The sequence below is a fragment of the Sporosarcina sp. BI001-red genome (assembly GCF_003384035.1).
In the GTDB taxonomy this organism is placed as follows: Bacteria; Bacillota; Bacilli; order Bacillales_A; family Planococcaceae; genus Sporosarcina.
In genome coordinates this window covers 179,880-206,266 of the sequence record NZ_QQAK01000012.1, presented here as the reverse complement: position 1 = coordinate 206,266, position 26,387 = coordinate 179,880, and the positions used below count along the sequence as shown (strand labels likewise).

The following is a 26,387-nucleotide window of genomic DNA, read 5'->3' as shown; positions in this document are numbered from 1 at the left end:
GGCATAAAAAAGGGAACCCACTCAGATAAGTGGGTCCCCTTTTGTTTGTTATTAGATTTTAGAAACGTTTGCAGCTTGTAGACCGCGGTTACCTTCAACGATTTCGAACTCAACCTGCTGGCCTTCGTCCAAAGATTTGAAACCTTCTCCTTGAATAGCTGAGAAGTGTACGAATACGTCGTCTTCTCCGTCAACCTCGATGAAACCGAAACCTTTTTCTGCGTTGAACCACTTAACTGTACCTTGTTTCATAAATGAAAACCCCCAAATAATAATTGCTAATACATGAACCAGCTACAAAAAAAGAAAATTCACGTATTACAAAAAGTACCGACGCTGCCGATTACTTTTTGTAATACGTGAATACGTCTCTCGTCGCGAGCACTTGCTATTAACCTTACTTCCACTATAACATACCACTTTAAATTGTCAAATATATCTAATGAAATATTCTAATTATTTTTCTTTAACAAAACAAAAAGGCTTTTTGTCGTGTAACATAAAGACACCGTGATACAACTGCATATCATCGTCACACCCATCACAATACGTACTCTCGCCTGGATTCCAAAAAGCAGTGAAAGCCTCTTTACGAGTCTTTTCCTTTGAAAAACATCCACGCATTTCATCCATAATTGAGTTTGCAAATGCGATTGCTTCTTCTAATTCCTCAAATGATTGCCTTAAGCGAACCATTTCTTCCCATCCTTCAAACATCCACCAAGGTTCATAATCCGCTTTCATGTAAATCACTTCATACATGCTAAGACCACTCCTCCTATACAGTTGACAATTATACAAAGCATCAACAATTTTTCCAAGCAATCCGAACTAAACAGTATTTCAATTGTTCGTCTGAACGGACTTAATACGGTATACTAGAGAGAGATTAACGAAACGATGAAACTTTTGCTCCCACTTACACGTAATAAAGATATAAACACTAACGACTAAGGAGGGCTGACCGAAGATGAAAAAACTCAAACAGTTTTTTATGCGGCACTTCATCGTGGCGCCCGTCAGTTTTGGAACCTATCTCTTTTTGTTACTCGGAACTGGCCTCAACCCATTTGCGGCAACTGGTATACTCATCGCTATGTACCTTGGTGGTACTTTTGCGATTAAACAAGTCCAGTTAAGCTCATCAGTGAAAGAACTCGGGATGACACGCTCTGAATACCGACATATTGAATTACAACTCCAAGAAGCCAAGAACAAAATTAAAAAATTGAATAGTCTATATGGACAGGTTCGCTCGGTCCAGGCTTTCCGTCAAGTATATGAGTTGAGTAACCTATCTAGAAAAGTGCTCACGATTGTACGAAATGATCCAAAGAAGTTTTATCAAACGGAACAATTCTTTTATGCGCATCTGGATTCTGCCGTTGAACTAACATCTAAATATGCTCTACTTGCCAACCAACAATTGAAAGAAAAAGAAGTTCGTATTGCACTTCAACATACTCGAGAAACAATTACAGATGTCACCCACCAGTTGGAAAGTGATTTGCAAGATGCACTAGCAACTGATTTAGCAGCCTTACAACTAGAACTCGACTATGTTGATATTACAATGGCACGCAAAAAATCCTTGCCTCACTCGAAAGGAGAACTACTCGATGACCGAAAATCAGCCAATGAATAATGATGTAAAATCTTTTGATGATTTACTCAGTAGTCCGTTTGATAGAAGCGAACCGATGTTACCTAAAGAAATGCAAACAGAACAACCCGAAAACAATGCATCTGTCGCTTTAATGGATCGCTTATCTCCAGAAGAACAGCAAAAAGCTAAGGAACTCGCCGATCAGATTCCTGTGGGCGATTATGAAGCAATTTTAACCTACGGTGCTACAGCACAAAACGAACTGTCGCGTTTTTCTCATAAAATGTTGGACCACGTCCAAAGTAAAGACATTGGTCCTGTTGGTGATGTATTGAACGATTTGATGGGGAAACTTTCAGAGATCGATCCGGACGATTTATCTGAAAAGAAAAAGACTGGCCTAAGTCGCCTCTTTAACAAAGCCTCCCGTTCTATTCAAGAAATGATGACGAAGTATCAAAAACTCAGTACTCAAATCGACCGGATTGGTGTACAACTGGAACATTCCAAAAGAGGTTTAATAGAAGATGTGCATATGCTCGATAATTTATACGAACAGAATAAGACCTATTTCCAAGCTCTTAACGTCTATATAGCAGCTGCAGAAATAAAGCGCGATGAACTAGCAACTATCACGATTCCGCAGATGCGCGCAGATGCACAGAGTTCAAATGATCAGATGACCATCCAAGAAGTAAATGATATGAGCCAGTTTCTCGATCGGCTGGAAAAACGTCTATATGACTTGCAATTGTCTCGTCAGCTTACCATCCAAAGCGCGCCTCAAATCCGTATGATTCAACAAACGAACCAAACGCTTGCAGAAAAAATTCAATCATCGATTATGACGTCAATTCCGTTATGGAAAAACCAGATTGCAATTGCCTTAACATTGAACCGCCAAAAGAAAGCTGTTGAATCCCAGCGACTTGTTACAAAGACTACAAATGATCTACTGCTTCGTAATTCTGAAATGCTGAAATTGAATTCAATTGAAACCGCAAAAGAAAATGAACGCGGCATTATTGAAATTGATACGTTGAAAAAGACTCAGGAAAACTTGATCCAAACAATCGAAGAAACTCTTGTCATCCAAGCTGATGGTCGCGTGAAGCGAAAAGAAGCTGAACGTGAAATCGGTAGAATGGAAGAAGAGTTAAAACAACGTCTTCTTAATATCCATGAGAAAACGCAAAACCGCCCATTATAAGGTGGTTTTGCGTTTTTTATTGAGCTGCAATCGCGAGCAGCTTTCTAAGGATACGTAGCGTTTGGCTGGCGAATTCTTCTACTGAATCAGACGCAGCGGTTTTGTTTCCAAACATCGTTGCGAACAACGCTTTTTGGTCTTCAGTTGGTTGTTGTGTTGATAAAAACAAATGCACGACTGATATCCCCCGCTTCTCCGTCTCCCAAACAGCCTCTGCAGTATCGACAATTCCATTACGATCGTATCCAAATGCAGAGGGTTCACCGTCAGAGAATACGAGTAAGAACTTATGCTGTTCAGGTCTATTTGCGAGTCGATTAGCCATCCATCGAATCGCAAATCCGTCTCGGTTATCTTCGTGAGCTTCAAAATTCATGATTGCTGGACCACTATCGATATGTGTTTCATCGAACGAGTGCATCACTTCGAAAAAGTTTGGTTGCTCTTCTTTGGATGATTCAAAGGCATCTTCGTAATAGGTAGTAATTTCATGAGATACACGAAGTTTCCGTAAGACGTCATGAAAAAGGATGACTGCTTCTTTTGTCTCCTCCACTTTGTCGATCATGGAAGCTGAGCCATCTACGAGTAAGCCGAATACCGCATCAAGCTCTGGTGAAGGTGCTTGTTTACGATAGAATGGTTTAGGGCGATCATCCGTTAGCATGGTCGTTAGCTTTGAAGAAAGGCGACCTTTCGTCAAGTTTTCACGTTTTTGTTGCTTTTTTCTTTCCAGTCTTTTTTTCATCTCAGTAACAAGACCACGTACAATTGGTAAATGATTATTTCGCCACTCTGTTAGCATTCTAGTTGATGAAGCTTTTTCGATATTCGGCATTTTCGTTACACTGAACATGACCCGTGTATGGGCTGGACCGTAATCCGAACCGGCTTTAACTGAAGGTCGTTCTAAACGGTCACCGTCCAAGTCAGTTTGCTGTTTTGGCATTCCTTCTTTATCATTCGCTTCCGAGCTCCCCAACCCGAACGCTTGAGCTTCTGCATTCTCATCCCCTGGTGTTGCTCCTGAAGCATCTGCAGCTCCTTGTTTGCCTTGTTGGAGTTCAAATTCCAGATGTGTCCCCTTGTCATCTTCAGTTTCCCGATGCCAGGCACGAAACTCCTCTTCTATTGTTTCCTTCACGTCCTGGTTTTCTGGATCTCCTGGATCAGACATCGCCCTAACATCTATATTCATCTTTTTGTCTTCTTCGAAGAATTCTCCGAACGTGTATAAGGGCAGAATAATGTCTCCTGTTAGTTGTTCTTCCACTAGTTCTATAATTCTTTTTGCCAGTACACCACTCTGTGAGGTTGTTTCTATCTCATATGCCCGTTGTGTTACTTGCCGGATACGATCCATAGGATACTGTTCGAACGATTCATGCGGAGAGGTTGTCATTCCTAAATGGATATCCAAAAATAATTGGTTAACTAACGCATCTGCCAGAAACCCTCGCTTGGCATTCGATAAAAGTCGGTCTTTATGGAATTCCGCGTACACTTTACTGCGTACCTGGAAGGCTCTCTGCGTTCCGACACGCGTTCTTTGTATGGATTCCATCAATCTGAATTCTTCAAACATCATCATTAATTGACCGGCTAATTTGGGATGATGACTTGACTTCATTACCAAAGTGAAAGATTTCCATTCTGCTAAGTCGAAGTGTCGGTAAAAGCCTGCAGCAAGTAAATAGATGTCGGAAAGACGCCCTAAATGTGTCACCTGCTCAGGACGATGTCTCCAAAACACGCTCATCGCAAGTGTCGCATCTTTTGGCTGATATTCGATTAATTGACGCTCGGTTATCTTCACAAAAGGTGCATTCGCCAACGATTGAGCAATCTTTTCATAAAGTAGAATTTTACGTGTCTCAACGGATTCGTCATTAAACTGTATGAACCGATTGACCTTATCCATCACGATCCCTCATTTCACCCAAGTAGCTGTCAATTCGTTCACCAGATAGCGTTCCAATTTGTCTTCTAGAAGCTCAGCAATTGCATAGGTCACAGCTCGTTCTACCGGCATGTGGACTGCGAGTTGAAGGGCATCGATTAGACTTCTAACGGAAGCTGCTTCGTCAGCCAGCAAGCCGTTAGCAGTTTGTTTCGACAAATCTCCTGAAATACTCATAATCGTGTCAACGATAGATATTTTTGCTTCAGGCACTGCATTCTCCAATACGTTTCGTAATTGCTGCGCTTCCAAATAAGGTATCGAAAATGATACAAAGCGGTTTTTGAGTGCTTCATTCATTGGCGAAGTTCCGATATAGCCTTCATTAATTGCTGAGATTACCGTAAAGTCTTCATGTGCCACGATGACTTCTCCTGTAAATGGATTCGTAATCATTCGCCGATGATCGAGAAGGCTATGCAGGATCGGTAACGTTTCTGGCTTGGCCATATTGATTTCATCAATATATAAAATATGACCGCGTTTCATGGCTGTTACGACAGGGCCATTAACAAATTCAATGACGCTCTCTCCATCTTTTGTCACAATCGTTTTGAAACCTAGTAACGCTTCAGCATCCAGATCCACCGAACAGTTGACACTTTGCATCGGCTGTTGGAACAGTGCCGAAATACTTTGAGCTAGACGGGTTTTTCCGCTGCCTGAAGGTCCTTTCAGTAAAACCGGTTTTTTCAATGAAAGAGCAATTAGAATATCATCAAACAAATTAGGTGTCGGGCTTACATACCCTCCCTCTTGAATGAGCAGTTGCTCTTCTTCTGAATGCACCCTCGTTGTACGTAGTTCTTGGATTTGTTTGGTTAACAAGTTCATAATCTCTTGTCTCCTCCTATATAAAACGACCTGATGCTCTAACCGCATCAGGTCGTTTTAGTCATCATTAGTTTAACTTACAGCTACCTGTATGTCACTCGAAATAGGTTTTGTAATACCCGCCAACGTGGCCTGTGTTGTCAACGACGAAAAGAAACTCTTCTGTTTCGTTTTTCACATCATAGGCCTTGCCTGGTGTGAGTACGTTTGTCACTAAGTATTTTTCTGCATCTGCATGTTTGCAAACGACCTGCCGGATTGCTGGTGCATGAAGCCAATCTTTGAACGAAGACATTAATGGATCCCGCCTTTCCTAAAGAAAAGTGTAAGACTAAGTCCCCCCTCAAACAGCGGAGGGCTCAGCCTATCAATTATGATCCAAGAAGAAGATCTTCTGGATTTTCGATCAATTCCTTAATCATTTTCAAGAAACCAACTGAATCTTTTCCATCGATGACACGGTGATCATAAGAAAGCGCCACGTACATCATTGGACGAATTTCAACGTTATTACCGACAGCAATCGGACGTTTTTGAATCGTGTGCATTCCAAGAATACCTACTTGAGTCCCGTTAAGGATTGGTGTAGATAAAAGTGAACCGAATACTCCACCGTTTGTGATTGTGAATGAACCGCCTGACATGTCAGCAAGCGTCAATTTGTTGTCGCGTGCTTTTTTAGCAAGTTCCCCGATAGTCGCTTCGATTTCAGCGAAGTTTTTACGGTCTGCATCGACAACGTTTGGTACAACTAGTCCGCCATCTGTAGATACCGCGATACCGATGTCGAAGTAGTTTTTCATGATCAACTCATCGCCATCAAGCTCAGAGTTGACTTTAGGATATTTCTTAAGCGCAGCGACAACTGCTTTAGTGAAGAATGACATGAACCCTAGACGGACATCGTTCTTATCAAAGAATTCGTCTTTCTTACGTGAACGAAGTTCCATTACGTTCGTCATATCAATCTCGTTGAATGTTGTAAGCATTGCTGTGTTTTGCTTCACTTCAAGCAAACGCTTTGCAATTGTTTGACGACGGCGGCTCATTTTCACGCGCTCTACACGGCCATCATCCACTTTTGCTTGTTGTTTAGGAGCAGCTGCTGGTGCTGCTGGTTGTGCTTTAGGAGCAGTACCGTGTGCTTCCACGTCTTGCACGCGTACACGACCCATAGGATCTACTGGCGAAATGTCAGCTAAGTTAATGCCTTTTTCACGCGCTAGTTTACGAGCCGCAGGACTTGCAATCAAACGATCTCCTGATGATGCTTCAGCCGGTGCTTGCGCAGCAACTGGTTCAGATGCTGCAGGTGCAGGTTGTTCTTGTGCAGCTTGAGCGGGTGCAGTTGGTTGCTGAGCGGGTGCTCCAGAACCTGCTCCAACAATTGCAATGACTTGACCGACTTCAACAGTATCGCCTTCAGCCGCCATTAGTTCTTGAACAGTTCCGGCTTCTTCTGAAATTACTTCCACGTTTACTTTGTCTGTTTCAAGTTCAACGATGAATTCACCTTTGTCTACTGATTCACCTGGTTGTTTTAGCCATTTTGCAATTGTTCCTTCGGTAATCGATTCTGCCAGTTCAGGTACTCGGATCTCTGCCACAATAATTTCCTCCTCTTATATCGTTCAATCGTTCAGGAATTACTTTGTATATTGATGTAAAAATCTCCACGAGCTCAGACATATTAGTTGTTTGAAGCGGAAAGCGTCCGCCTAGAGCGGAAAACAACGGCAACTGGTCGGATTGTTTAATTCAACATATATAATTAGTTTTTAAGCGCTTCTTCAATGATACGTTGTTGTTCGAGTTTGTGCATTGTGCCGTTTCCTTCAGAAGGACTTGCACGATGAATACGCCCTGTGTAATTCACTTTCAGTCCTTGAGAAATCTCATGTAAATAAGGTAGCGCGAATGACCATGAACCCATATTCTTCGGCTCTTCTTGGACCCAAACAATCTCTTCAGCGTTCGGGAATCGTTGAATGATTGCAGACAATTTGTCAGATGGGAATGGATACAATTGTTCCACACGTGCAATATGCAAGTGGTCGAATCCTACTCCACCCTTCACTTTCTCTGCCAAGTCAATTGCCATTTTACCACTAGTCAAAATCACTTTCTTCACGCTATCTACATTTTTTCCAGTATTCGGTTCTTCCAATACTGTTTCAAAATGACCTTCCGTCAGTTCGGCAAGATCAGCACCCACTAGTGGATGACGAAGAAGTGATTTAGGTGTTGCAATAACGAGTGGACGTTCAGCTTCATCTCCAAGTATCGCTGCTTGTCTGCGAAGTACGTGGAAGTAGTTTGCTGCACTTGAAATGTTCGCAACTGTCCAGTTGTTTTCAGCACAAAGTTGCAAGTAGCGTTCGATACGGCTGCTTGAGTGCTCCGGTCCTTGCCCTTCGTAACCGTGCGGCAACATCATGATCAAACCGGATTGTTGACCCCACTTCGCGTTACTGGATGAGATGAATTGGTCGTACATTACTTGAGCCATATTGGAGAAATCTCCATATTGCGCTTCCCAAACTGTGACTGTCTTCTCTTCTTCTAGGTTATAACCGAACTCATACCCTACGACACCCGCTTCAGTCAAAGGACTGTTGTACGCAACAAATGATGCGTTTGAATCACTGATGTGATGTAGTGGTACAAATTCTTCTCCTGTTTTCTCATCGTGTAACACAAGATGACGGTGTGCAAACGTACCACGCTGGATATCTTGGCCAGACATCCGGATTGGTTTACCGTCTTGAAGAATTGATCCAAATGCAAGCTGTTCCGCATGTGCCCAATCGATTTTCCCTTTTCCGTTAAACGGATCTTGGCGACGTTTCAAAATGCGATCCAATTTCCCGAATACATTGAAGCTTTCAGGATAAGAGAGCAATTCTTCATTCATCCGACGAAGACGTTCTTCTGATACACCTGTTTGAAGATCTCGCGGATATCCTGCGAGTACTGCATCAGGAGTCGCATCGGAATTATTGCTCGTATCCGACGAAGTCTCTTTCACTTTGTCATAAGCACGTTGCATTTCTGCAAATACCTCGGCATCTAATGTCTCAACGTCTTGGGTAGTCAAAATACCTTCGTTCGCTAACTTTTCGCCATACAACTGACGAGCTGTCGGATGGTTGTGAACATCTTGATACATGACAGGGTTTGTAACCATCGGTTCGTCCATTTCATTGTGACCGTAACGACGGTAGCCGATTAGATCTATAAGAATGTCCTTACCGAATTTCTGTCGGTAGTTAAATGCGAGTAATGCTGCGGCGATAACATCTTCAGGACTATCTGCATTTACGTGCAGAATCGGTATTTCAAATCCTTTTGCCATATCTGAAGAATAATGTGTGGAACGCGAATCGTAGTACTCCGTCGTAAACCCAATCATATTATTCGCAATGACGTGAATAGATCCACCAGTCTGGAATCCGCGAACGCGACTGAAGTTGAAAGTTTCCTGTGTAATTCCTTCACCAGGGAACGCAGCATCTCCGTGGACCATTACTGCATAGGCAGCATTGGTATCTTGAACTGGAATACCTGGGTGATCCGTGTTCTCTTGGGCAGCTCGTGTTTGTCCTGCGATTACAGGATTTACGACTTCTAAGTGAGATGGATTGTACGCAAGAAAACGATCCATTCCTGTTTGGCCTTTGTACAAAGCACCAAGGTGATACTTTACATCACCAAACCAGCCACGAGTTACTTCTACTGAACCATTTTCAGGTAAAAATGGCCCTGATGGGACGCCTGCAAACTCTGCGAACATCATCTCATAAGGTTTGTTGAGGATATGCGTAAGAACGTTCAGACGTCCTCTGTGCGCCATACCAATCAACATTTTTTTCGTTTGTGCTTCTTCAGAACGTAGCACTAGTTCGTCGAGGAATACGACAAGCGTGTCAAGTCCTTCAATCGAGAACCGTTTCGCGCCTACAAAGGTTCTGTGGATGAACTTCTCAAAACCTTCGATTCTAGTCAGACGGTCTAACAATTGTTTTTTATCATCTGCAGTAAGGGAAATCGCTAACTTTCCAGATTCAATATTTTCTTGAATCCATTGCTTTTCCTCTTCTTCAATCAAGTGAGCGAATTCATAAGCGATTTTGCCCGTGTATAAGGATTTCAAATAGTTCACTGCATCTAGTGCATTCTCCACTTGAGAAGGAACTTCTTTTAAGAAGAGTGAAGCTGGCATTGCCTCAAGATCACGTTCAGATAGATCATAAGCTGAAAGTTCAATTCTTGAAGCGTCTTTTGGACGGTCATTCAGCGGGTAAATATCAGCGTTTAAGTGTCCGTATGCCCGAATTGCATCCATGAGTTTGTATGCGGAAAGAACTTTACGGAAATCTGCTGGACTTCCTTTAGCTCCATCTTGTTTTGCTAGATTTGAGAGGCGATCGTCTCCACTTTCAGGTGTACCGTTTCGCTTGAAGAATTCTGCAAGCTCCGGATCGATGGATTCTGGTGCATTTTTGTAAAGCTCATACATTTCCATTACATAACCAAGGTTCGGACCTGAAAAAGCTGCATACGGTGAACGCTCGAAACCAACACTGTTCGACATGAGTTATTACCTCCACATTTGCCTTTTGGCATGTTGCGTAAATTTTTATATCCTTTACTATGTTACCATGCAAACACTTGAACTGAAAGGGTTTCGTTCTAGTATCAACATGTATTATCCGCGGACTAGTTTACACCTTGCAGACTCGCTATGCAAGAGTTAAAAAAACGCAAGTGTCCATTTTGTGGATAATCGGTTTTATGAGTTCGTTCTACATGAGAGAATTAGATTCGCCATTTCTTCCGGAGTTTTGGTTGCATCCGTTTGATCCATTGTCGAAATGATGTTCTTTTTGTCTTCTGCAAGGTCAATTAGACCAGCTAATAATGACGCTACAGTGATGTCTTCCTCATTAATGACATGTGCAAAACCAAGTTTCTTAAAATGTTTAGCATTCAGAATTTGGTCACCACGGCTTTTTTCCGCAGACAACGGGACAAGAAGCATCGGTATACGAACTGCGAGCAATTCAAAAATAGCGTTTGAACCTGCACGGGATAGCGCTAATTCAGAAGCAGCCATCAAGTGAGGTAATCCCTCAGTTACGTATTCAAACTGGACATACCCTTCTGTTTGGTCAAGTGACTCATCTAAATTCCCTTTTCCACATAGGTGAATGATTTGAAAGTCTTGTAAAATAGTTTGCAGGTTTCCTCTTAGTGCATCATTGAGTACTGCAGAACCTTGGCTGCCTCCCATTACGATGACAACTGGCTTCTCTTCAGTCAAACCAGACATGCGAAGCCCAGTCTTTCGATCTCCTTCAAATAGTTCGGGACGGATAATCGCTCCCGTACAAGAAGATCTATCAGAAGGGACATATGAGAGCGTTTCTTCAAACACAGTAAAAATATGCTTCACAAATGGAAGCGCTATTTTGTTGGCGAGTCCAGGAGATACATCTGATTCGTGAGCGACGACAGGAATACGCGCTAGCTTAGCAGCAAGCACAACGGGTACTGAAACAAATCCTCCCTTAGAGAAGATGATTTCAGGCTTTAATTTACGCAAAATTGAATACGCCTGTAAAACTCCTGCACCTACACGAAAAGGATCCGTGAAATTTTTCATTGAAAAATAACGTCTTAGTTTACCACTATCAATTGCATGGTAGGTCACTTCTGGATGACCTGTGCCGATTAGGTCTCGCTCAATTCCTTCATGGGATCCGATATAGTGAATCTCGTATCCTCTTTCTAAAAATGCAGGGATAATTGCTTCGTTTACGGAGACATGCCCTGCCGTTCCTCCACCTGTCAATACGATTACTGGCCGTTTCATTAGGGCCGTTCACCTCTTCTATCGTTAAAAAATAAAGTCAATCTCATCTGTTTCTTTTGATAGTATACCAAAATAAGCATGATACAATAAGGGTTGAAATAAAAAAGGAGGGAAATCCGTGGAATCTTCTCTTCCTGTGGAAAGAAAATCGTTCCATTTTGCCAAAATTGTCATGCCGATTTTAATTACACAGGTGGCTTTATACTTAGTGACATTCTTTGATATTCTTATGACTGGAAGGTACGATACATACCATTTAGCAGGAGTCACAATCGGATCATCATTTTGGATACCCGTTTACACCGGTCTTGCTGGAATCCTTATGGCACTTACACCGATTATTGCTCAGCACGTAGGTGCTCGACGTACCGAGCGCGTTCAACCGTCTGTGCAACAAGGACTCTATGTATCCATCGCTTTAGCAACTGTCGTTTTCGGATTCATTTTATTGGTCTTCTTCCCGATTATTAGGACCATGTCACTGGAAGCACCAGTGAGTGGTGTAGCGATTGACTATTTAAAAGGAATGAGCATCGGTCTAGCACCATTATTCGCATACACCGTATTACGATCATTTTTTGATGCACTTGGTTCTACTCGTGTATCAATGTTCATCATCCTTATTTCCGCTCCAATCAATGTGTTATTGAACTACTTATTGATCTACGGTCATTTCGGATTCCCTGAACTTGGTGGAGCTGGCGCCGGTTATGCGTCTGGAATTACATATTGGATTGTGTTTGTCATTGCTGGTGCTGTTGCGGTGGCTGGTAAACCCTATCAAAAGTACGAGTTATTGAAGCACTGGCAGTTGCCGGTCTGGTCTTATTGGAAAGAGATTTTGTTCATAGGAGTACCGATCGGGATGTCAATATTCATCGAAACAAGCATCTTTTCAGTAGTTACGTTATTAATGAGTTCGTATTCAACTGAAGTAATTTCTGCGCATCAAGTAGCATTGAACTTCACATCACTGTTGTATATGATTCCACTTAGTATTTCAATGGGAGCGACCATATTAGTGGGGCAATCGATTGGTGCTGGCCAGTCTGAGGATGCGAAGAAGTATAGCTTGCTCGGCATTAGTTTTGCCGTGATTTTCAGCTTTATAGGCATCGCAATATTACTAGTATTCAGGGAATCAATCGCTTCGTTGTATACCACTGACCGTTCAATTATTACACTTGCTGCCCAGTTCTTCATTTTCGCTTCGTTGTTTCAGTTATCGGACGCTGTTCAAGCGCCTATACAAGGGGCGTTACGAGGTTACAAGGATGTCAACATGACTTTCCTGATGGGCTTTATATCCCTATGGGTGATTGGACTTCCCGTCGGCTATGTATCCGCAACCTATACCGAACTTGGTCCCTTCGGATATTGGGTAGGTTTGATTGCAGGGTTAACAGTTGGTGCAATTGCGTTAAGTATTAGACTAAGAGTTATTCAGAAAAAACATGATCTTTCAATTTGATAAAAAAAAGCCGGTTCAGCAATTTTCTTTGCTAAACCGGCTTTTTTTTATTTTTGAATGAATTGTTGTGTCCAATAGTTACCTCTTGCATCGTAACCGATTCCGATGTGCGTGTAGCCAGGAGTCAAGATGTTTTCACGGTGTCCTGGGGACGCCATCCAACCTTTAACGACTTCTTCTGCACTTCGTTGACCCATTGCAATATTTTCAGCAGCAGCGCGGTATGTGATACCGTTCGCTTTCATCTGATCAAACGGTGAGCCGTATGTCGGGCTCGTATGAGAAAAGTAGTTTTTAGATGCCATGTCTGCAGATTTTGCACGTGCAGTCTGCATCAATTTCTCATCCATTTGAAGAGGTTTCAATCCTGCTTTTTGACGTTCTGCATTTGTAAGCGTCAAAACCGCTTGTTCGATTTGACTCGCAGAAACTTGACCTTGGTCAGGTGTTTGATCAGGTTTTTCTTGTGGTGCCGGCTTAGCTGGTGGTGTCGGAACTGGAGTGGTGTCCGGCTTTTGCTCTGGCTTTGGTGTCGGCACTGGCTTTTCAGTTGCTGGAGGCGTTGGTTTTTCCGGTTTCACTTCAGGCACCGGCTTCTGGTCTGGCTTTGGTGTCGGCGATGGTTTTTCAACAGGAGCATGCGGCTTTTCTACAGGTTTTTGTTGTGGTTTTGCATAGTGTTGCATAAACCAACTAGCTAACCCATTGTAGTAAGCTTGTAGGTCCTCCTTATTGTATTGAAGCTGTGTTGGGAGTTGTTGCAAATTCCCCTCCACTGTTATTGTTTTTACTACTTTGTTCACTTGGACAGAGTCAAGAGTAGAAGCTTCTGCCTGGCTAGTGTTCGGCAATACGAGTGCCGAACCGAGTAAGATGACTGCTATCGATTTTTTCATCTTGTACGCCTCCCTTCGGAAACTATCGTAAACGAAGAAGGAGGATGTAAAATTGGAACACCTTGGATACATCTCCACTCCCTATCTCTATGTCTTTAAAAATAGAGTTGAAGAAAGATCTCTATGGATATCTATGGGTATGGGATGAATTATTGGATAACAAATCCTATTGACAAGGCATCATAAAGCGTCTATTTAATGAATCCAGTCAATTTGGTCAATGCCTTCACCAATCACAACAAGGCGCTCGGGCATCCTAACATATTCCGGCATCCAGTTCACCATACCATAGGCATATTGGAACAGCATTGGATTTTTCACACCCTCAATTGGGATATATCCCTTCATGCGATATACGGTATCAGGAAGTAAAGCCGTCCATGCCTCTACATCCTCTTTTTTCACTGGATTCAGAAACGTAATGACTTTCGATGAAAGCGGTAAGTTCTTGCCTGAAATAATCGGCTGCTGTGCAGACTTCTCGGCTGACAATGTTTTTTCAATGAATGAGAAATCTAATTTCCCTTGGACTGTCTGTACAATAGGTGCAGACGTGTTTAAGTTCGCTAGCTCCATAGAGATTGACGCTAATTGAGACTCAGTCACCAAGTCAGACTTGTTTAAAGCAATAATATGAGCATGGCGAACTTGTTCCAACATCAATGAGTGAATTCTAGGTGAAAGCTCTTCACGATGGAGCCAGCGTGGTGCATCCGCCACTGTTACAATTCCTTTCACTTGAAGTCGATCTGCAAATAAAGGGGAATAGACAGCGTCTAATGCCTCCACAGGGTGTGCAGCACCGGTTGTTTCTATCAAGATGACATCTATGCCTTCATAGTCTTCTAGAAGCGCTTGTAGCTGCGCTTCCGTCTTTTCAGACCCCGTACAGCAAATGCACCCACTCAATAATTCTTTTAACGGCACTTCCCCTGATGCTGATACGGAATCTGAGTCCACGGGTAGCTCCCCGAACTCATTCATCAAAACAGCCGGCTTCTTCCCTGCTGCTTTTAGTTGCGCAATAGAGTTTAGCAGAAGTGATGTTTTACCGCTCCCTAAAAATCCGCTATATAAATACACATCAATCATAATTACCATTCCTTTCTAGTAGAAAAGGCGTCCAATCCGGTTGGATTGGGCGCCTTTAGCTCATTTACCGACTTTGTCGAGCACAACTTGTTTCGCTTTCAACAACTGTGGATCGTCTTTTTCGATTTTTTCGCGGAGTTTGTTCATGAGACCAATTGCAGTATCTCCTGTCAAAACACCCGTTTCCTCAAGTTTAAGATCTGCTTGAAGTTTTTTGACAGCTTGTGTCGTTTTCTCATCGAATAAGCCATCAATTTTTCCAGCGTCATAGCCTACTGCCTTCAACATTTCTTTAGCAGTCTCTGTATTAGCTGAAACATGTCCTTCCTTCATCTCTTCAGATGGGTCTAGGAAAGGTAGCATCGCATAGGATGGATAGTCGACTTTAACATCAGGCTCAATTCCTTTTTTATGAATCCAATTGCCATCTGGTGTTAACCATTTTGCAGTTGTGATCTTCAAGTTTGAACCATCTTTCATATCTAGAGGAGATTGTACTGTACCTTTACCAAATGTCTTAATACCGACGATTGGAATATCTGAGGATTCCTTTAAAGCGCCCGCTAAAATTTCAGAAGCAGATGCACTACCATCATCGACAACGAGTGCAACAGGTACTTTCACTTTACGTCCGCCAGATGCGGGGTAGAGTACTGGTTTCTTCCCTTTTTCTTGCGTTTGAAGGACTGTTTTTCCTTTATCCAAAAACAGATCGGAAATTTTCAGTGCGCCATCTAAGACACCGCCTGGATTTTGTCGTACATCTAGTACGAGTCCCTTCATTCCTTTTGCTTCCATATCGTCTAACGCTGTTAGTAACTCGTCGTACGTATGCTCCGAGAATGTTGTCATACGAATATGTGCAATTCCTCCATCCAGCATTTCTGTATAGACGGTTTCAATCGGAATATCGTCACGTTTAATCTTCACTTCGAAAGGTTCTGCTTTTTCTCCGCGCTTTATCGTTAACGTAACAGTCGACCCTTTTTCACCACGTATGAGCTGGACAGCTTCTGAAGAAGACATGCCTTGAATGCTTTTGCCATCGACCGCCTGAATCAGGTCATTTGGCAATAAACCTACTTTTTCAGCAGGTGAATTTTTAATAGGGGATACAACTTTGATATAGCCGTCAGCTTCTTGAATCTCAGCACCGATACCTTGGAAGCTGGATGAGATGTTCTCCATAAGATTTTCAGTTTCCTCTGTATTCAAGTAATCTGAATACGGATCATCTAAAGCATCTACCATTCCATTTATCGCGCCATCCAATACAACTTTGTCGTCAATATCTTGAAAATAGTTTTTCTTAATTTCGTCATAGGCATCATAAAACTTTTGGAATTCTTGTCGATCGATTTTTTGAGGACTTACGACTTCGACAACTTTGTCATCACCAAACGTAAGGGCAAAGAACGTAATTCCTGCAGTAAGAATGACTAATGTGAAAATCAACATGACGAAGGAGAACGGTTTTATCTTAAAATATCGATTGTGAGCGGAGTGTTGCTCTGGCTCTGGTGCCCGGTTCTGCTCATTTTGTTCATTTTCGTCCATTCGCGATCCCACTTTCTACTTCGTAATGCGTATTTAGTCAAAAAAGGGCCGCTAACTTGACCGCGGCCCTCATTTGGATTATTCCTGAATTGCAGCTTCTAAAGCGACTTCAATCATGTCATTGAACGTAATTTGACGTTCTTCAGAAGTTGTTGCTTCACCTGTAAGAATGTGATCGCTTACTGTAAGAACAGAAAGAGCTTGGCAACCATGCTTAGCTGCAAGTGTGTACAATGCAGCTGTTTCCATCTCAACAGCTAAAACTCCATATGATGCTAGTTTTTCGTGTTCTGAATGCTCGTTATAGAAGAAGTCTTCCGTGAAGACATTCCCTACTTGAAGATGTAAGCCTTTTTCTTTTCCTGCATTATAAGCTTTCAAAAGCAAATCAAAGTTTGCTGTTGGTGCATAGTCCACACCATTGAAGAACGTGCGGTTAATAGGTGAATTCGTTGTAGCACTTTGAGCAAGGATGACGTCACGTACTTTAACGTCTTTTTGAATAGCGCCACAAGTTCCAACACGAATCAGTTTCTTTACGCCGAATTCTTGCATAAGTTCAGTCGTATAGATGGAGATAGATGGAACACCCATTCCAGTTCCTTGAACAGAAATTCGCTTCCCTTTGTATGTCCCAGTATAACCGAACATGTTACGCACTTCGTTGTATTGTACAACGTCTTCAAGAAATGTTTCAGCAATATACTTCGCGCGGAGAGGATCTCCAGGAAGCAGGATCGTATCGGCTACATCGCCTTTTTTCGCATTAATATGTATACTCATCTCTACATAGCACCTCTTTTTCATTTTCTGTACTTATCATACAGTTAAACAGGCGGTATTGCAACGGTTCCACCGCCCATTTAAAGGAATCGATCTTCAAAGTGCCGATACAGTTCGTCAAACAGAATTGATGGCATTTGAGGATCGGCTTTTTCTTCGATATACCGTGACAGTGGATCAAACGATCTCTCATACCTTGGAAAACTGTGATCATTAAACATACGTTCTGCAAATATTGCATGTGGATCATGTTTTTCACCACCGCGATATGAACATACAAATTGATAAAAGGAACGGTCCATCCACGGACCTCCTTTCTTATTGGAATTGAGCTTTGTAGTCGCCCAGACCTTCTTCGTCAAACTTTTCAAGAGGAACAAAACGGAGCGCAGCTGAGTTAATGCAATAACGCGTTCCAGCTTCCCCGGGACCATCCGGGAAGACATGTCCTAAATGAGAGTTTGCAGTTTTACTACGTACTTCAGTTCTACGCATCCCGTGAGCCGTGTCGAAGTGCTCAGTCACTTCTTCTTTTTCAATAGGTTTTGTAAAACTTGGCCACCCACATCCTGCATCATATTTATCTTTAGAACTAAATAGGGGCTCTCCTGAAATAAGGTCTACATAGATTCCATCTTCAAAATGGTTGTCGAACTCATTACGGAATGGGGGCTCAGTACCTTGTTCCTGTGTGACATGATATTGCATTTCGGTTATTCGATTTTTCAAATCCTCTTTCATGATCACTCACTCCAATTCTCTGATTTAAAACTTTCTCTACCAGACCCAACTGAATAGCGTTTGTAATGCCCTGGATTTTTCTTATAATAATCTTGATGACCCTCTTCTGCCAAATAAAACGATTTAGCCGGTAAAATTTCTGTCGCGATTGATTTTGTGAATTTCCCTGACTTTTCTAGTTCTAGCTTGGATTGTTCTGCTTCCTTCTGCTGGTCAGCTGAATGATAAAAAATAGCGGTTTGGTACGACTCGCCCCGATCGAAAAATTGTCCCCCACTATCTGTCGGGTCAATCTGACGCCAAAAAATATCCAATAATTCCCGATATGAAATGACTTCGTCGTCAAATTCGATCTGAACTGCTTCCCGATGACCTGTTGTTTCTGAACAGACAAGTTCGTAAGAGGGATTTGGGATGTCTCCACCTGTATAGCCAGAAACTACTGAAAGCACGCCATCGTACTTATGAAAAGGCTTTACCATACACCAAAAACAGCCACCTGCAAACGTTGCATATTGTTTCATGACGTAGACCACTCCTTATTTTTTCAGGATGGATACTTCAAGTAAGATTTCATCCTTTTCTAGGTTGAACGATTTTGCTCGTACCGATACATCCTTTGAGACAGGAACTTTCGATAAATCAATGAAAAGCTCTTCTTCTTTAGGACGAACGATCATCCAAGAAGGTAACTTCACTGAATCACGTAAAACTTTTAAAACCGTGGATGGCGGAATGTTTAACTGACCTAATTCCATGGAAGACTGTTTCAAAATCAAGTTTCCATCTTTTTGTACAATGGGATCGAAGTGCATAATCACGGGGAGAGTAAACGAAAAGACGGTTAGCTCCGAGTAGAGAATCACGTCATCCTTCACTTTCATTTGGACAGGTAGTTTCTCGCCTTTCATTGCTTCACGAATATATGTGTTCGCGATTCCTTCAAAATCTTTCTTAGTCGTTCGCACTGTTAGGATATTAGCATCCCCATCTTCAAACACTTCTGTTGAAGGTAAAGGATCTGAAGTTCCTGCCGATCCTAATAAAAAGAGAACGCCTGCAAATCCTGCTGCTATCATTCCTGATAATGTAAAAAACGCGATTTTCCATCGGTTCAAGCGATCATCTCCTACCTGTCCATTTCCCCTTGGAGTGTTTCTTGCAAACCACATTCCTCCAAGTATTTTAAATAGCGTTCTTCCATCAACGTATAGCCTTGAGCATTCGGATGAAAAAAGTCCGTATGATAGACAACATTTGTATTTTCTTCAAACAAATCAGCAACGGGTACAAAACAGCTGTTTCCGTCCAATTCAATTCTTGCTTCAATTACCGCATTCCAATCATCAATGATTTCATCAAACTCTTTCACTTCATCCGTAATGAGTAATATTGGATTGTACAGTCCCGACATGATAATTGGAGCGTCAGGATTGAGTGCACGAATCGTTCCAAAAACCTCATCTAAACGCTGTTCGTATTTGTCCATTTCCTTATAAAATGGTTTTGTTTTCAGTTTGAACAAATTGGCTTTCAATACTTTCATAATATCGTTACCACCAATGGTAATAAAGATTATGTCTGCATCTTTAATGGACGCTTGAATATCTGTTTCTTCAAGTTGTTTGGCAAGTTGGTCACTCCGGCGACCACGTTTTGCCAAGTTCTCTGTTTCAACAAAAGAAATTCCTTCCCATTCAGTCAGGTCTGAAGCTACCCGTTCAAAATAACCGCCCTTTTTCTCTTCATCCCCCACACCTTGTGTCAACGAATCTCCCAACCCCACAACATGTAAAGACTTCGGCACAAAGTTTGTTGGAATATCCCAATTGGAGAACTCTATGTCTCTTCTTTCGGTAAAAGGTTCTGCATTATTTCTGAACACCTGATCACATCCCGTTAGCACCAATGAGAAGGCAAGTAATAGTATCCATGCTCTTCTTCTCATTATCAAATTTCCTCATTTCGTTTTAGTTATCAGACTCTTAAATCCCCCATAGAGTTAAAGGGTTATTCAGTGTAGTACATAAATCCAATTGCTCCGGCGCCCGTGTGCGTACTGACGACAGGTGACGTAAAAGAAAACCTTATATCCGTAAAACCACTCTCTTCGATAAGGCGTTTCAACGGTTCTGCCATCGCTAACCCTTGTGCGTGCGAAATTCCTACACCTTTTACTATTTTCCCTGCTGTATCTTCTTTAAACGAGGAAAAAAGTTGTGAGGCAACTTGCTTATGACTTCTCGCCTTTCCGACAGGCGTATAGACACCGTCTTGAAGGGATGCAATTGGTTTAATGTTAAGCAAAGAACCAATAAACGCTTTTCCTTTTCCAATTCGTCCACCTTTTACAAGGTTATCTAATTTGTCTACGACTACGTAAAGCATGGTTTTTGCCCGCACTTCGTTCAAATGAGCAACAATTTCACCCATAGTTTTTCCTTGTTGAGCGAGTTTAGCGGCTTCGATTACTTGAAAAGATAGTGCATGAGAGATATATCGCGAATCTATAACAGTTACAGGAGTGTCCGTCATTTTAGCTGCTGCTTCAGCCGATTTCACCGTTCCACTCATTCCACCAGTCATATGAATGGAAATCACTTCACTACCATCCTCACCGAGTTCGTTGTACAACTCAGTAAAAGTACCAGATGAAGGTTGTGAGCTTTTTGGTAATTCATCAGCCGCTGCCATCTTTTCTAGAAATTCTAAAGGTTGGATATCGATTCGATCCTGATAGACATCTTCGTCAATATGAATCGATAATGGGACAACTTGGATTCCATATTCACTGATTTCTTCTTTTGTAAGGTCTGCAGTTGAATCCGTTACGACTTTGATTTTGCTCATTTCTCTCTCTCCTCTGTCAGTGGAAACTGTGTTTCTATTTTAGTATAATTAAAGAAAAGGAGGCACTCGCCAATGGAAAGCGCGTTCGACTATAAAACCCGTAAAGAGGAACGATGGAATGCCATAACACATGGCTTTGGAGTACTCTTAAGTATTCCGGCTCTCGTTTTTCTCATTTTAAAAGGAGTTCAACAAGGAAATACCCTCGCGCTCGTCAGCTACATTATATTCGGTGTTTCGATGATTTTGTTGTATACGATGAGTACACTTCTCCATAGTTTACCGGAAAAATTTAAGAAACTTTTTTCGATATTCGATCACTCAGCGATCTACTTTTTAATTGCGGGTACGTATACCCCACTTGTTTTGCTCGCAATTGGCGGTAGGTTTGGCTGGACGCTTTTTGGTATCGTTTGGGGATTAGCGATCTTTGGAACGCTCTTTAAAGTATTCTTCATCCACCGTTTCGAAGCTGTTTCTCTCATCCTCTATATCGTGATGGGATGGCTGATCATTATTGCTATAAAACCATTATACGCTACACTCACTGGAACTGGTATTGCGTTGCTTGTTGTGGGCGGTGTATTGTATACGCTTGGTGCTTTAGTGTATGCATGGCGCAGTCTTCCATACAACCACGCCATTTGGCATCTGTTCGTTTTAGCAGGCTGTGCTTGCATTTATTTTAGTGTTTTGTTCTTTGTATAGGTAAGAAGGCAGCCTTGTATCGGCTGCCTTTTTTACGCTGCTGTTTCGCGTTCATAAATATGATAGGCATATGCGAGACCGTCTTCTGTACGATGGTCTTTAGATTCTGAGATGAGTTTCCATCCCACGCTGTATGATGGGAAAAACGTATCCCCCTTATATGTACGACGAATAATCGTCGTGTAGAGTCGGTCAGCGTAAGGCATGGCCATCTCGAAAATTTGAGCGCCTCCAATTATCATGACTTCCTCTGCATAGCTTTCTGCACGAGCAATTGCCTCTTCCAACGAATGGACAATGACAGCACCTTCAGCTTGATAGTTCTTGTCGCGCGTAAGTATGATGTTCAGTCTTCCAGGTAGGGGTTTACCAATCGATTCGAACGTTTTCCTACCCATAATAATTCCTTTTCCCATCGTTTTTTCTTTAAAATACTTCAATTCCTCGGGGATATGCCATGGCATTTTGTTGTCTACCCCAATGACACGGTTCTCATCATGCGCTGCTAATAATGAAATCATAGTACCTCTCCTTTTTTAAACAGCTATCGGTGCTTTTATTTTTGGATGTGGATTGTAATTCGTCAAGACAATGTCAGATGTCGTTAAATCGAATATCGACTTACCTTCCATGTTGACGCTTACTGTCGGTAACTCTCTAGGTTCTCTGCTCAATTGCTCCTTCACCTGATTCACGTGATTGGAGTAAATGTGAGCATCCCCTAATGTATGAACGAATTCACCTGGGATCAGCCCTGTCTCGAATGCGATTAAATGGATCAACAATGCATAAGAAGCAATGTTAAAAGGGACTCCAAGAAAAATATCTGCACTCCGCTGATACAGTTGGCAAGACAATTTGCCATCTGCTACATAAAATTGGAACAATGCGTGGCAAGGTGGTAGGGCCATATCTCCAATTTCTGTAGGATTCCATGCGGTTACAATGTGTCTCCTTGAATCGGGATTGTTTTTTATACCTTCGATCAACTGAGCAATTTGATCAATTGGTTGTTCTCCTGACTCAACGGATCCAGTCCCCCAACTACGCCATTGTTTCCCGTAAACAGGGCCAAGGTCGCCATAGGTTTCTGCAAATGATGGGTCTTCTAGTATTCGTTTTTTAAAGTGTGCCATTTCAACTTCATACTGAACTCGGAATTCTTCATCCATAGGAGCACGTCTTCCGAAGTTCGTCATATCCGGCCCAGTATACTTTTCACTGTTGACCCATTTTTCAAACGCCCATTCGTCCCAAATGGGGTTTTTTTCTTCTACTAATGCGCGGACGTTAGTATCCCCTTTTAAAAACCAAAGAAGTTCTGATACGATCAGGCGGAACGCCGTCCTTTTAGTAGTCATTAAAGGAAATCCTTTTTGTAGGTCGTATCGCATCTGATAACCGAATACACTTAATGTACCGGTCCCTGTGCGATCTCCTTTTTGAACTCCTGTATCCAATACATGCTGACAAAGATCTAAATATTGTTTCATCGTACAGCCCTCCTGTTACTCTCTAGTCTTACTATACCAAGTGAAGGTTACCTATTACAAATTCCAAGAAGTCAACAAAAAACCACCAAGACAGCTGTTAGGACAGCCACTTTGGTGGTGTGTTTTTAGACCAGTAGACATCTCCAAGTGTATGGTGTGTTTGATAATCGTCTTCGGATAGGTGGTAATGGAAGTTAAAGAAATATCCGTCTTGCGGACGTTTCTCTGTTCTCACGTGGAATAGAAGCAAATTTTTATCTGCATCGACATCTTTAATATTAAATATTTTTTCAGCAGTTCCACCAGAAGGATGTTCGGAAATGGCTAGTTTACGGTTCATTTGCACATGTGCACCAATTTTATCACGAATAACTTGCTCGATTTGAGGGAAAATCACTTCGTCGAATTCATCTTCAATAAATGGGCCAATTTTTGAACCGAATTTTGTGAATGCGAGTGTGTGTGCACCATTTACAAGGTCTTCTTCCGTAAGAAAATCTTCAGGAGCATCCAGTCTATTAAAATAAGGGTCGTCGAAATGGACGGCATACCGTGTTGAATGCTGTGATTGATCAGCTTCTTTTACATCTTCCTTTTCATGAAGGGTCGACCAGATTTCATGACTTGGAGAAATGACACCAAATGTCACAAAAGCGACTGATATGATCATCAGTTGCTGTAACCATTTTTTCATATCCCATCACCTACACTTATGTATTTTAAAACTACCGCTTTCTGAACAGTACGAATAATAACCGAAAAGGTTCCCTCTTTTCTAATTTCATTGTACAATAAACTTTAGAGTACGTGTATGTTTTTTTAAGGAGGTTACTCAGATGGATGTTCAATTAATCGCCGGAATCGGCATGCTGGTATTCGTCCTATACTTAAGCTCACTCAATTTCACGCATTAATCTACAAAACGCCAATCGGTTTCTTAAGAGACCGATTGGCGTTTCATTTTTCTATATACCCGAAATGGAACTTCGTATTGGGCCGTTTAATCTGTGTGAAGCCGAACTGGTCAAACACTGGATCGCTGAAGTGGGCTTTCACCACGACTCGTTTTCTGGCAACTCTTTTTGCCTCGGAAACCCATTCCTCTGTCAAACCTCCGTGAACTGCTACTTGCCGCAGTGGTGCAAAGCTACTCGACTCTTTGATGGCTTGTGAGAACATGGGATCCAAATACACCATGTCCCATGACTCATCAGATACCCCTGTTAAAAATGAAGCCGCTGAATCTTGTATTACAGAAATTCTACGCATAGCGTCTTCTAGTTCTTGAAATTTAGGTTCAAATTGTGACAATCCTGTAGCAGTGATGAATGCGACATCAGGATCCGCTTCAATCCCCATTACTTTTCCTGTTGCTCCAACTGCGAATGATGCCACAATACTATCTGTCGCTAAACCAAGAGTGCAATCCAAAAATGAGCTGCCGGGTTCCAATTGACAAGTGGTAATGAGTGGATCCGATTCCCCTTTCATCAGTCTTTTCAGTCGGAAAGCGGCAGTATCCGGATGAAAGAAAAAAGGCTCACTCATTGCCTGTCTGTACAACTCATAACGCTCTTTACCAACTACTAGAATATCGCTCGAATAAGTTGCTAAGAGATTTTTTACAGACCGTTTGTTGCGTGGGATTCGCTCATAACCGAGTGCTTCTTGAGCTGCAAAAGCACGAGCTTCGGTTAGCGCATCAGGTCGTCCAGCGGTTGTAATTCGCACATGGTTCACGCCGTTGTAACTTGGTTCAGTGCACCCGTGAGGTGATCTCTTACTTGTTCCATTTCATATCCTTCGATTTGCTCCCGAGGGATGAAGTAGGCAAGTTCTCCATTCTTGATAATTGCAATAGAAGGTGAGCTTGGCGGTACTTCAGAAAAGTAATTACGCATGTGTGCAGTTGCTTCTTTTTCCTGTCCTGCAAATACGGTAAACAAGTGGTCTGGTTGATGATCCGCTAGACTGAGAGCTTCACGTATAGCAGGTCTAGCAAGACCTGCTGCACATCCGCAAACTGAATTGATAACGACGAGCGCAGTTCCTTTGTGGTCCTCCATTGCAGATGTAACATCGTCTTCGGTTAGCAGTTCTGTAAACCCACTAGCCACCAACTCTTGGCGCATTGGTTGAACAATGCCTTGCATGTATTCTTCATAAGCATTCATAGTAAAATAGCCTCCTTCAAGATGTGTGGTGTCTTATACGATACACCGCTTATTCCTATTCTACATGGAAAATGCACGAATGAAAACGAACGGCATTAGAAACCAGAATAGGTTCGTGGTGTGATACACTACATACAGACTTTACATGCAAGGAGAATCATCATGGATATCAAACATCAACAACTTATTGCTTATTATTATCAACGCTTCAACCAACGAAGTTTTGACGAAAAAGATGTGCTAGGCTTTTTATCCGTAGCTGGTACCAATCCTCAGTTTGAAGTGTTGTATGCGCTAAAGGAACTTGTAACAACACGCGATACGGAAGCAAACTCGGTCAAATCTTATTTCGGTCGTGCACATAACGTCATCAGTCGTCTTGGTTCAGGGGGACAGAAGGAAAAAATCGAACTTCTGTATTCCTTTAAGGAGATCCGAAATGGACTCAACCATTACTTCACGAACAACGGATTCGACAAATTGGAGACAGGATCCATTAGCGACTTATTACTTTGTTTCATTTCACTTCTACAAGGAATACAGATTCATAGTGGGAAAAACCGTCGCGTAGCCGGCAACTTGTGCTTCGGCGCTTCACACAAAGAGCTTCTTCTGATGGGTACTATCAAGACGACGGTACGCGGTCGATCCGTTCCCGTCACATTCCCAATACTCGCTGTTAAGAACGAGTATGAAAACGTACAGAAGCAAGATGACGCGGACAGTCCGTACCTTTTTGAAACAACGATTGCCGAAATCGTTTCAAACGAAGGCAATCTTGTCGTGACCTTCCCAGAAATTCCTTCCCATTCATAAAAAAAGCAGTGCCCACCGAATTCACTTCAGTGGGCACTGCTTTTATAATTACGCGTTTGTCGCTTGTTGCTCGGCAATTAAATCTTCAAGACGCTCTTTTTGTTCCATTAAATCTTCAACAGAAGGCTGTGCCATTGATGAAAAGCCACCAAATCCTTGTGCCATGGAAGCTGCTTGCTGAGGAGCCTGCTGAATCAATGATTTCAACTGATCTCCATTCTGCTCATAAAGTCGGTAACCGACTGCACCTACTACTGTTCCTGATACGAACCCCATTAAAAAGTCTTTGTTAAGTGCCATTTTTGTTTCCTCCTTAATATA

Annotated in this window: 29 protein-coding genes; 5 read left to right on the top strand and 24 right to left on the bottom strand. The window is 42.2% G+C overall.

All coding sequences use genetic code 11. The features are described 5' to 3' along the window. Positions 1-51: 51 nt before the first annotated feature. Both DVB69_RS10405 and DVB69_RS10400 read right to left on the bottom strand, forming a co-directional pair. Positions 52-252, bottom strand: a complete 201-nt coding sequence (locus DVB69_RS10405; protein ID WP_116019043.1) for a cold-shock protein — start codon at positions 250-252, stop codon at positions 52-54. A 204-nt stretch (positions 253-456) separates the two neighbouring features. Continuing rightward, entirely contained in the window at positions 457-762 is a 306-nt protein-coding gene (locus DVB69_RS10400) for a DUF1033 family protein (protein WP_116019042.1), read from the bottom strand. Between the two features lie 208 nt (positions 763-970). Here DVB69_RS10400 and DVB69_RS10395 point away from each other — a divergent pair, with 208 nt between their 5' ends. Both DVB69_RS10395 and DVB69_RS10390 read left to right on the top strand, forming a co-directional pair. Beyond that, positions 971-1,645, top strand: coding sequence for a 5-bromo-4-chloroindolyl phosphate hydrolysis family protein (locus tag DVB69_RS10395; protein ID WP_116019041.1), 675 nt, complete (start codon positions 971-973; stop codon positions 1,643-1,645). After that, positions 1,620-2,816, top strand: coding sequence for a toxic anion resistance protein (locus tag DVB69_RS10390; RefSeq protein ID WP_116019040.1), 1,197 nt, complete (start codon positions 1,620-1,622; stop codon positions 2,814-2,816). Before DVB69_RS10395 ends, DVB69_RS10390 begins: the two co-directional genes overlap by 26 nt. 16 nt (positions 2,817-2,832) lie before the next feature. Here the strand turns inward: DVB69_RS10390 and DVB69_RS10385 are convergent, their stop codons facing one another. The 6 genes from DVB69_RS10385 to DVB69_RS10360 all read right to left on the bottom strand — a co-directional run bounded on the left by DVB69_RS10385 (position 2,833) and on the right by DVB69_RS10360 (position 11,485). Beyond that, positions 2,833-4,737 carry a vWA domain-containing protein gene (locus DVB69_RS10385; protein WP_116019039.1) on the bottom strand — a complete coding sequence of 635 codons (1,905 nt, stop codon included), beginning with the start codon at positions 4,735-4,737 and terminating at the stop codon, positions 2,833-2,835. A gap of 9 nt (positions 4,738-4,746) precedes the next feature. Further along, positions 4,747-5,610: an ATP-binding protein gene (locus DVB69_RS10380; RefSeq protein WP_116019038.1), complete on the bottom strand. Its 864-nt coding sequence runs from the start codon at positions 5,608-5,610 to the stop codon at positions 4,747-4,749. Between the two features lie 94 nt (positions 5,611-5,704). After that, positions 5,705-5,905, bottom strand: a complete 201-nt coding sequence (locus tag DVB69_RS10375; RefSeq protein WP_116019037.1) for a DUF6501 family protein — start codon at positions 5,903-5,905, stop codon at positions 5,705-5,707. Positions 5,906-5,981: 76 nt separating this feature from the next. After that, positions 5,982-7,217: a 2-oxoglutarate dehydrogenase complex dihydrolipoyllysine-residue succinyltransferase gene (odhB, locus tag DVB69_RS10370; protein WP_116019036.1), complete on the bottom strand. Its 1,236-nt coding sequence runs from the start codon at positions 7,215-7,217 to the stop codon at positions 5,982-5,984. 164 nt (positions 7,218-7,381) lie between these two features. Continuing rightward, positions 7,382-10,204: a 2-oxoglutarate dehydrogenase E1 component gene (locus DVB69_RS10365; RefSeq protein WP_116019035.1), complete on the bottom strand. Its 2,823-nt coding sequence runs from the start codon at positions 10,202-10,204 to the stop codon at positions 7,382-7,384. A gap of 198 nt (positions 10,205-10,402) precedes the next feature. Further along, positions 10,403-11,485 carry an undecaprenyldiphospho-muramoylpentapeptide beta-N-acetylglucosaminyltransferase gene (locus DVB69_RS10360; protein WP_116019034.1) on the bottom strand — a complete coding sequence of 361 codons (1,083 nt, stop codon included), beginning with the start codon at positions 11,483-11,485 and terminating at the stop codon, positions 10,403-10,405. A gap of 118 nt (positions 11,486-11,603) precedes the next feature. On the opposite strand from DVB69_RS10360, the gene DVB69_RS10355 reads away from it, so the two are divergent. Further along, a complete protein-coding gene (locus tag DVB69_RS10355; protein WP_370452953.1) occupies positions 11,604-12,956 on the top strand; it encodes an MATE family efflux transporter in 1,353 nt (450 codons plus the stop codon). Positions 12,957-13,003: 47 nt separating this feature from the next. Here DVB69_RS10355 and DVB69_RS10350 read toward each other — a convergent pair whose 3' ends face one another. The 10 genes from DVB69_RS10350 to DVB69_RS10305 all read right to left on the bottom strand — a co-directional run bounded on the left by DVB69_RS10350 (position 13,004) and on the right by DVB69_RS10305 (position 20,875). Further along, positions 13,004-13,852 (bottom strand): CAP domain-containing protein, encoded by an 849-nt coding sequence (locus DVB69_RS10350; protein WP_233505368.1) that lies wholly within the window; start codon positions 13,850-13,852, stop codon positions 13,004-13,006. A gap of 195 nt (positions 13,853-14,047) precedes the next feature. Beyond that, the gene (locus DVB69_RS10345; RefSeq protein WP_116019033.1) at positions 14,048-14,944 is read right to left on the bottom strand and encodes a CobW family GTP-binding protein; all 897 of its coding nucleotides are present in this window, start codon (positions 14,942-14,944) and stop codon (positions 14,048-14,050) included. Positions 14,945-15,004: 60 nt separating this feature from the next. Continuing rightward, complete coding sequence (locus tag DVB69_RS10340) at positions 15,005-16,501, bottom strand: lmo1851 family serine protease (protein ID WP_116019032.1); 1,497 nt, start codon at positions 16,499-16,501, stop codon at positions 15,005-15,007. A gap of 78 nt (positions 16,502-16,579) precedes the next feature. After that, positions 16,580-17,284 carry a purine-nucleoside phosphorylase gene (gene deoD, locus DVB69_RS10335; protein WP_116019031.1) on the bottom strand — a complete coding sequence of 235 codons (705 nt, stop codon included), beginning with the start codon at positions 17,282-17,284 and terminating at the stop codon, positions 16,580-16,582. 80 nt (positions 17,285-17,364) lie between these two features. Continuing rightward, on the bottom strand, positions 17,365-17,586 hold the full coding sequence (locus DVB69_RS10330; protein WP_116019030.1) for a YozE family protein: 222 nt from the start codon (positions 17,584-17,586) through the stop codon (positions 17,365-17,367). A gap of 16 nt (positions 17,587-17,602) precedes the next feature. Further along, positions 17,603-18,025, bottom strand: coding sequence for a peptide-methionine (R)-S-oxide reductase MsrB (msrB, locus tag DVB69_RS10325; protein WP_116019029.1), 423 nt, complete (start codon positions 18,023-18,025; stop codon positions 17,603-17,605). Between the two features lie 2 nt (positions 18,026-18,027). Next, positions 18,028-18,549 carry a peptide-methionine (S)-S-oxide reductase MsrA gene (gene msrA, locus DVB69_RS10320; RefSeq protein WP_116019028.1) on the bottom strand — a complete coding sequence of 174 codons (522 nt, stop codon included), beginning with the start codon at positions 18,547-18,549 and terminating at the stop codon, positions 18,028-18,030. A gap of 15 nt (positions 18,550-18,564) precedes the next feature. Further along, entirely contained in the window at positions 18,565-19,143 is a 579-nt protein-coding gene (locus DVB69_RS10315) for a YpmS family protein (protein ID WP_116019027.1), read from the bottom strand. Positions 19,144-19,154: 11 nt separating this feature from the next. Beyond that, positions 19,155-19,973: an SGNH/GDSL hydrolase family protein gene (locus tag DVB69_RS10310; protein ID WP_116019026.1), complete on the bottom strand. Its 819-nt coding sequence runs from the start codon at positions 19,971-19,973 to the stop codon at positions 19,155-19,157. Positions 19,974-20,035: 62 nt separating this feature from the next. Then, positions 20,036-20,875, bottom strand: a complete 840-nt coding sequence (locus DVB69_RS10305) for a DegV family protein (protein WP_116019025.1) — start codon at positions 20,873-20,875, stop codon at positions 20,036-20,038. A gap of 72 nt (positions 20,876-20,947) precedes the next feature. Here DVB69_RS10305 and trhA point away from each other — a divergent pair, with 72 nt between their 5' ends. Further along, positions 20,948-21,583 (top strand): PAQR family membrane homeostasis protein TrhA, encoded by a 636-nt coding sequence (trhA, locus tag DVB69_RS10300; RefSeq protein WP_116019024.1) that lies wholly within the window; start codon positions 20,948-20,950, stop codon positions 21,581-21,583. Between the two features lie 32 nt (positions 21,584-21,615). Here trhA and DVB69_RS10295 read toward each other — a convergent pair whose 3' ends face one another. From DVB69_RS10295 to DVB69_RS10275, 5 genes are all read right to left on the bottom strand, one after another. Further along, the gene (locus tag DVB69_RS10295) at positions 21,616-22,104 is read right to left on the bottom strand and encodes a dihydrofolate reductase (protein WP_116019023.1); all 489 of its coding nucleotides are present in this window, start codon (positions 22,102-22,104) and stop codon (positions 21,616-21,618) included. A 15-nt stretch (positions 22,105-22,119) separates the two neighbouring features. Then, the gene (locus tag DVB69_RS10290; RefSeq protein WP_116019022.1) at positions 22,120-23,076 is read right to left on the bottom strand and encodes a thymidylate synthase; all 957 of its coding nucleotides are present in this window, start codon (positions 23,074-23,076) and stop codon (positions 22,120-22,122) included. Positions 23,077-23,173: 97 nt separating this feature from the next. Next, complete coding sequence (locus tag DVB69_RS10285) at positions 23,174-23,770, bottom strand: YpjP family protein (protein ID WP_116019021.1); 597 nt, start codon at positions 23,768-23,770, stop codon at positions 23,174-23,176. A 263-nt stretch (positions 23,771-24,033) separates the two neighbouring features. Next, positions 24,034-24,807, bottom strand: coding sequence for a class I SAM-dependent methyltransferase (locus DVB69_RS10280; protein ID WP_233505367.1), 774 nt, complete (start codon positions 24,805-24,807; stop codon positions 24,034-24,036). 5 nt (positions 24,808-24,812) lie between these two features. Beyond that, positions 24,813-25,250 carry a BrxA/BrxB family bacilliredoxin gene (locus DVB69_RS10275; RefSeq protein ID WP_116019019.1) on the bottom strand — a complete coding sequence of 146 codons (438 nt, stop codon included), beginning with the start codon at positions 25,248-25,250 and terminating at the stop codon, positions 24,813-24,815. Between the two features lie 162 nt (positions 25,251-25,412). Between DVB69_RS10275 and DVB69_RS10270 the strand changes: the two genes are divergently transcribed. Then, positions 25,413-26,066: a hypothetical protein gene (locus tag DVB69_RS10270; RefSeq protein ID WP_116019018.1), complete on the top strand. Its 654-nt coding sequence runs from the start codon at positions 25,413-25,415 to the stop codon at positions 26,064-26,066. A gap of 48 nt (positions 26,067-26,114) precedes the next feature. Here DVB69_RS10270 and DVB69_RS10265 read toward each other — a convergent pair whose 3' ends face one another. Continuing rightward, entirely contained in the window at positions 26,115-26,366 is a 252-nt protein-coding gene (locus DVB69_RS10265; RefSeq protein ID WP_116019017.1) for a hypothetical protein, read from the bottom strand. Between the last annotated feature and the right edge of the window lie 21 nt (positions 26,367-26,387).

Coding starts and splice junctions, on each gene's coding strand:
- DVB69_RS10400 (WP_116019042.1), bottom strand. CDS start 762: ATGTATGAAGTGATTTACATGAAAGCGGATTATGAACCTTGGTGGATG.
- DVB69_RS10375 (WP_116019037.1), bottom strand. CDS start 5,905: ATGTCTTCGTTCAAAGATTGGCTTCATGCACCAGCAATCCGGCAGGTC.
- DVB69_RS10345 (WP_116019033.1), bottom strand. CDS start 14,944: ATGATTGATGTGTATTTATATAGCGGATTTTTAGGGAGCGGTAAAACA.
- DVB69_RS10340 (WP_116019032.1), bottom strand. CDS start 16,501: ATGGACGAAAATGAACAAAATGAGCAGAACCGGGCACCAGAGCCAGAG.
- DVB69_RS10405 (WP_116019043.1), bottom strand. CDS start 252: ATGAAACAAGGTACAGTTAAGTGGTTCAACGCAGAAAAAGGTTTCGGT.
- DVB69_RS10305 (WP_116019025.1), bottom strand. CDS start 20,875: ATGAGCAAAATCAAAGTCGTAACGGATTCAACTGCAGACCTTACAAAA.
- DVB69_RS10295 (WP_116019023.1), bottom strand. CDS start 22,104: ATGATTTCATTATTAGCAGCGCATGATGAGAACCGTGTCATTGGGGTA.
- deoD (WP_116019031.1), bottom strand. CDS start 17,284: ATGAGTATACATATTAATGCGAAAAAAGGCGATGTAGCCGATACGATC.
- DVB69_RS10395 (WP_116019041.1), top strand. CDS start 971: ATGAAAAAACTCAAACAGTTTTTTATGCGGCACTTCATCGTGGCGCCC.
- DVB69_RS10285 (WP_116019021.1), bottom strand. CDS start 23,770: ATGAAAAAATGGTTACAGCAACTGATGATCATATCAGTCGCTTTTGTG.
- DVB69_RS10390 (WP_116019040.1), top strand. CDS start 1,620: ATGACCGAAAATCAGCCAATGAATAATGATGTAAAATCTTTTGATGAT.
- DVB69_RS10380 (WP_116019038.1), bottom strand. CDS start 5,610: ATGAACTTGTTAACCAAACAAATCCAAGAACTACGTACAACGAGGGTG.
- DVB69_RS10265 (WP_116019017.1), bottom strand. CDS start 26,366: ATGGCACTTAACAAAGACTTTTTAATGGGGTTCGTATCAGGAACAGTA.
- DVB69_RS10275 (WP_116019019.1), bottom strand. CDS start 25,250: ATGAATGCTTATGAAGAATACATGCAAGGCATTGTTCAACCAATGCGC.
- DVB69_RS10270 (WP_116019018.1), top strand. CDS start 25,413: ATGGATATCAAACATCAACAACTTATTGCTTATTATTATCAACGCTTC.
- DVB69_RS10330 (WP_116019030.1), bottom strand. CDS start 17,586: ATGGACCGTTCCTTTTATCAATTTGTATGTTCATATCGCGGTGGTGAA.
- DVB69_RS10385 (WP_116019039.1), bottom strand. CDS start 4,737: ATGGATAAGGTCAATCGGTTCATACAGTTTAATGACGAATCCGTTGAG.
- DVB69_RS10365 (WP_116019035.1), bottom strand. CDS start 10,204: ATGTCGAACAGTGTTGGTTTCGAGCGTTCACCGTATGCAGCTTTTTCA.
- DVB69_RS10310 (WP_116019026.1), bottom strand. CDS start 19,973: ATGAGAAGAAGAGCATGGATACTATTACTTGCCTTCTCATTGGTGCTA.
- msrA (WP_116019028.1), bottom strand. CDS start 18,549: ATGAAACAATATGCAACGTTTGCAGGTGGCTGTTTTTGGTGTATGGTA.
- msrB (WP_116019029.1), bottom strand. CDS start 18,025: ATGAAAGAGGATTTGAAAAATCGAATAACCGAAATGCAATATCATGTC.
- DVB69_RS10350 (WP_233505368.1), bottom strand. CDS start 13,852: ATGAAAAAATCGATAGCAGTCATCTTACTCGGTTCGGCACTCGTATTG.
- DVB69_RS10360 (WP_116019034.1), bottom strand. CDS start 11,485: ATGAAACGGCCAGTAATCGTATTGACAGGTGGAGGAACGGCAGGGCAT.
- trhA (WP_116019024.1), top strand. CDS start 20,948: ATGGAAAGCGCGTTCGACTATAAAACCCGTAAAGAGGAACGATGGAAT.
- DVB69_RS10290 (WP_116019022.1), bottom strand. CDS start 23,076: ATGAAACAATATTTAGATCTTTGTCAGCATGTATTGGATACAGGAGTT.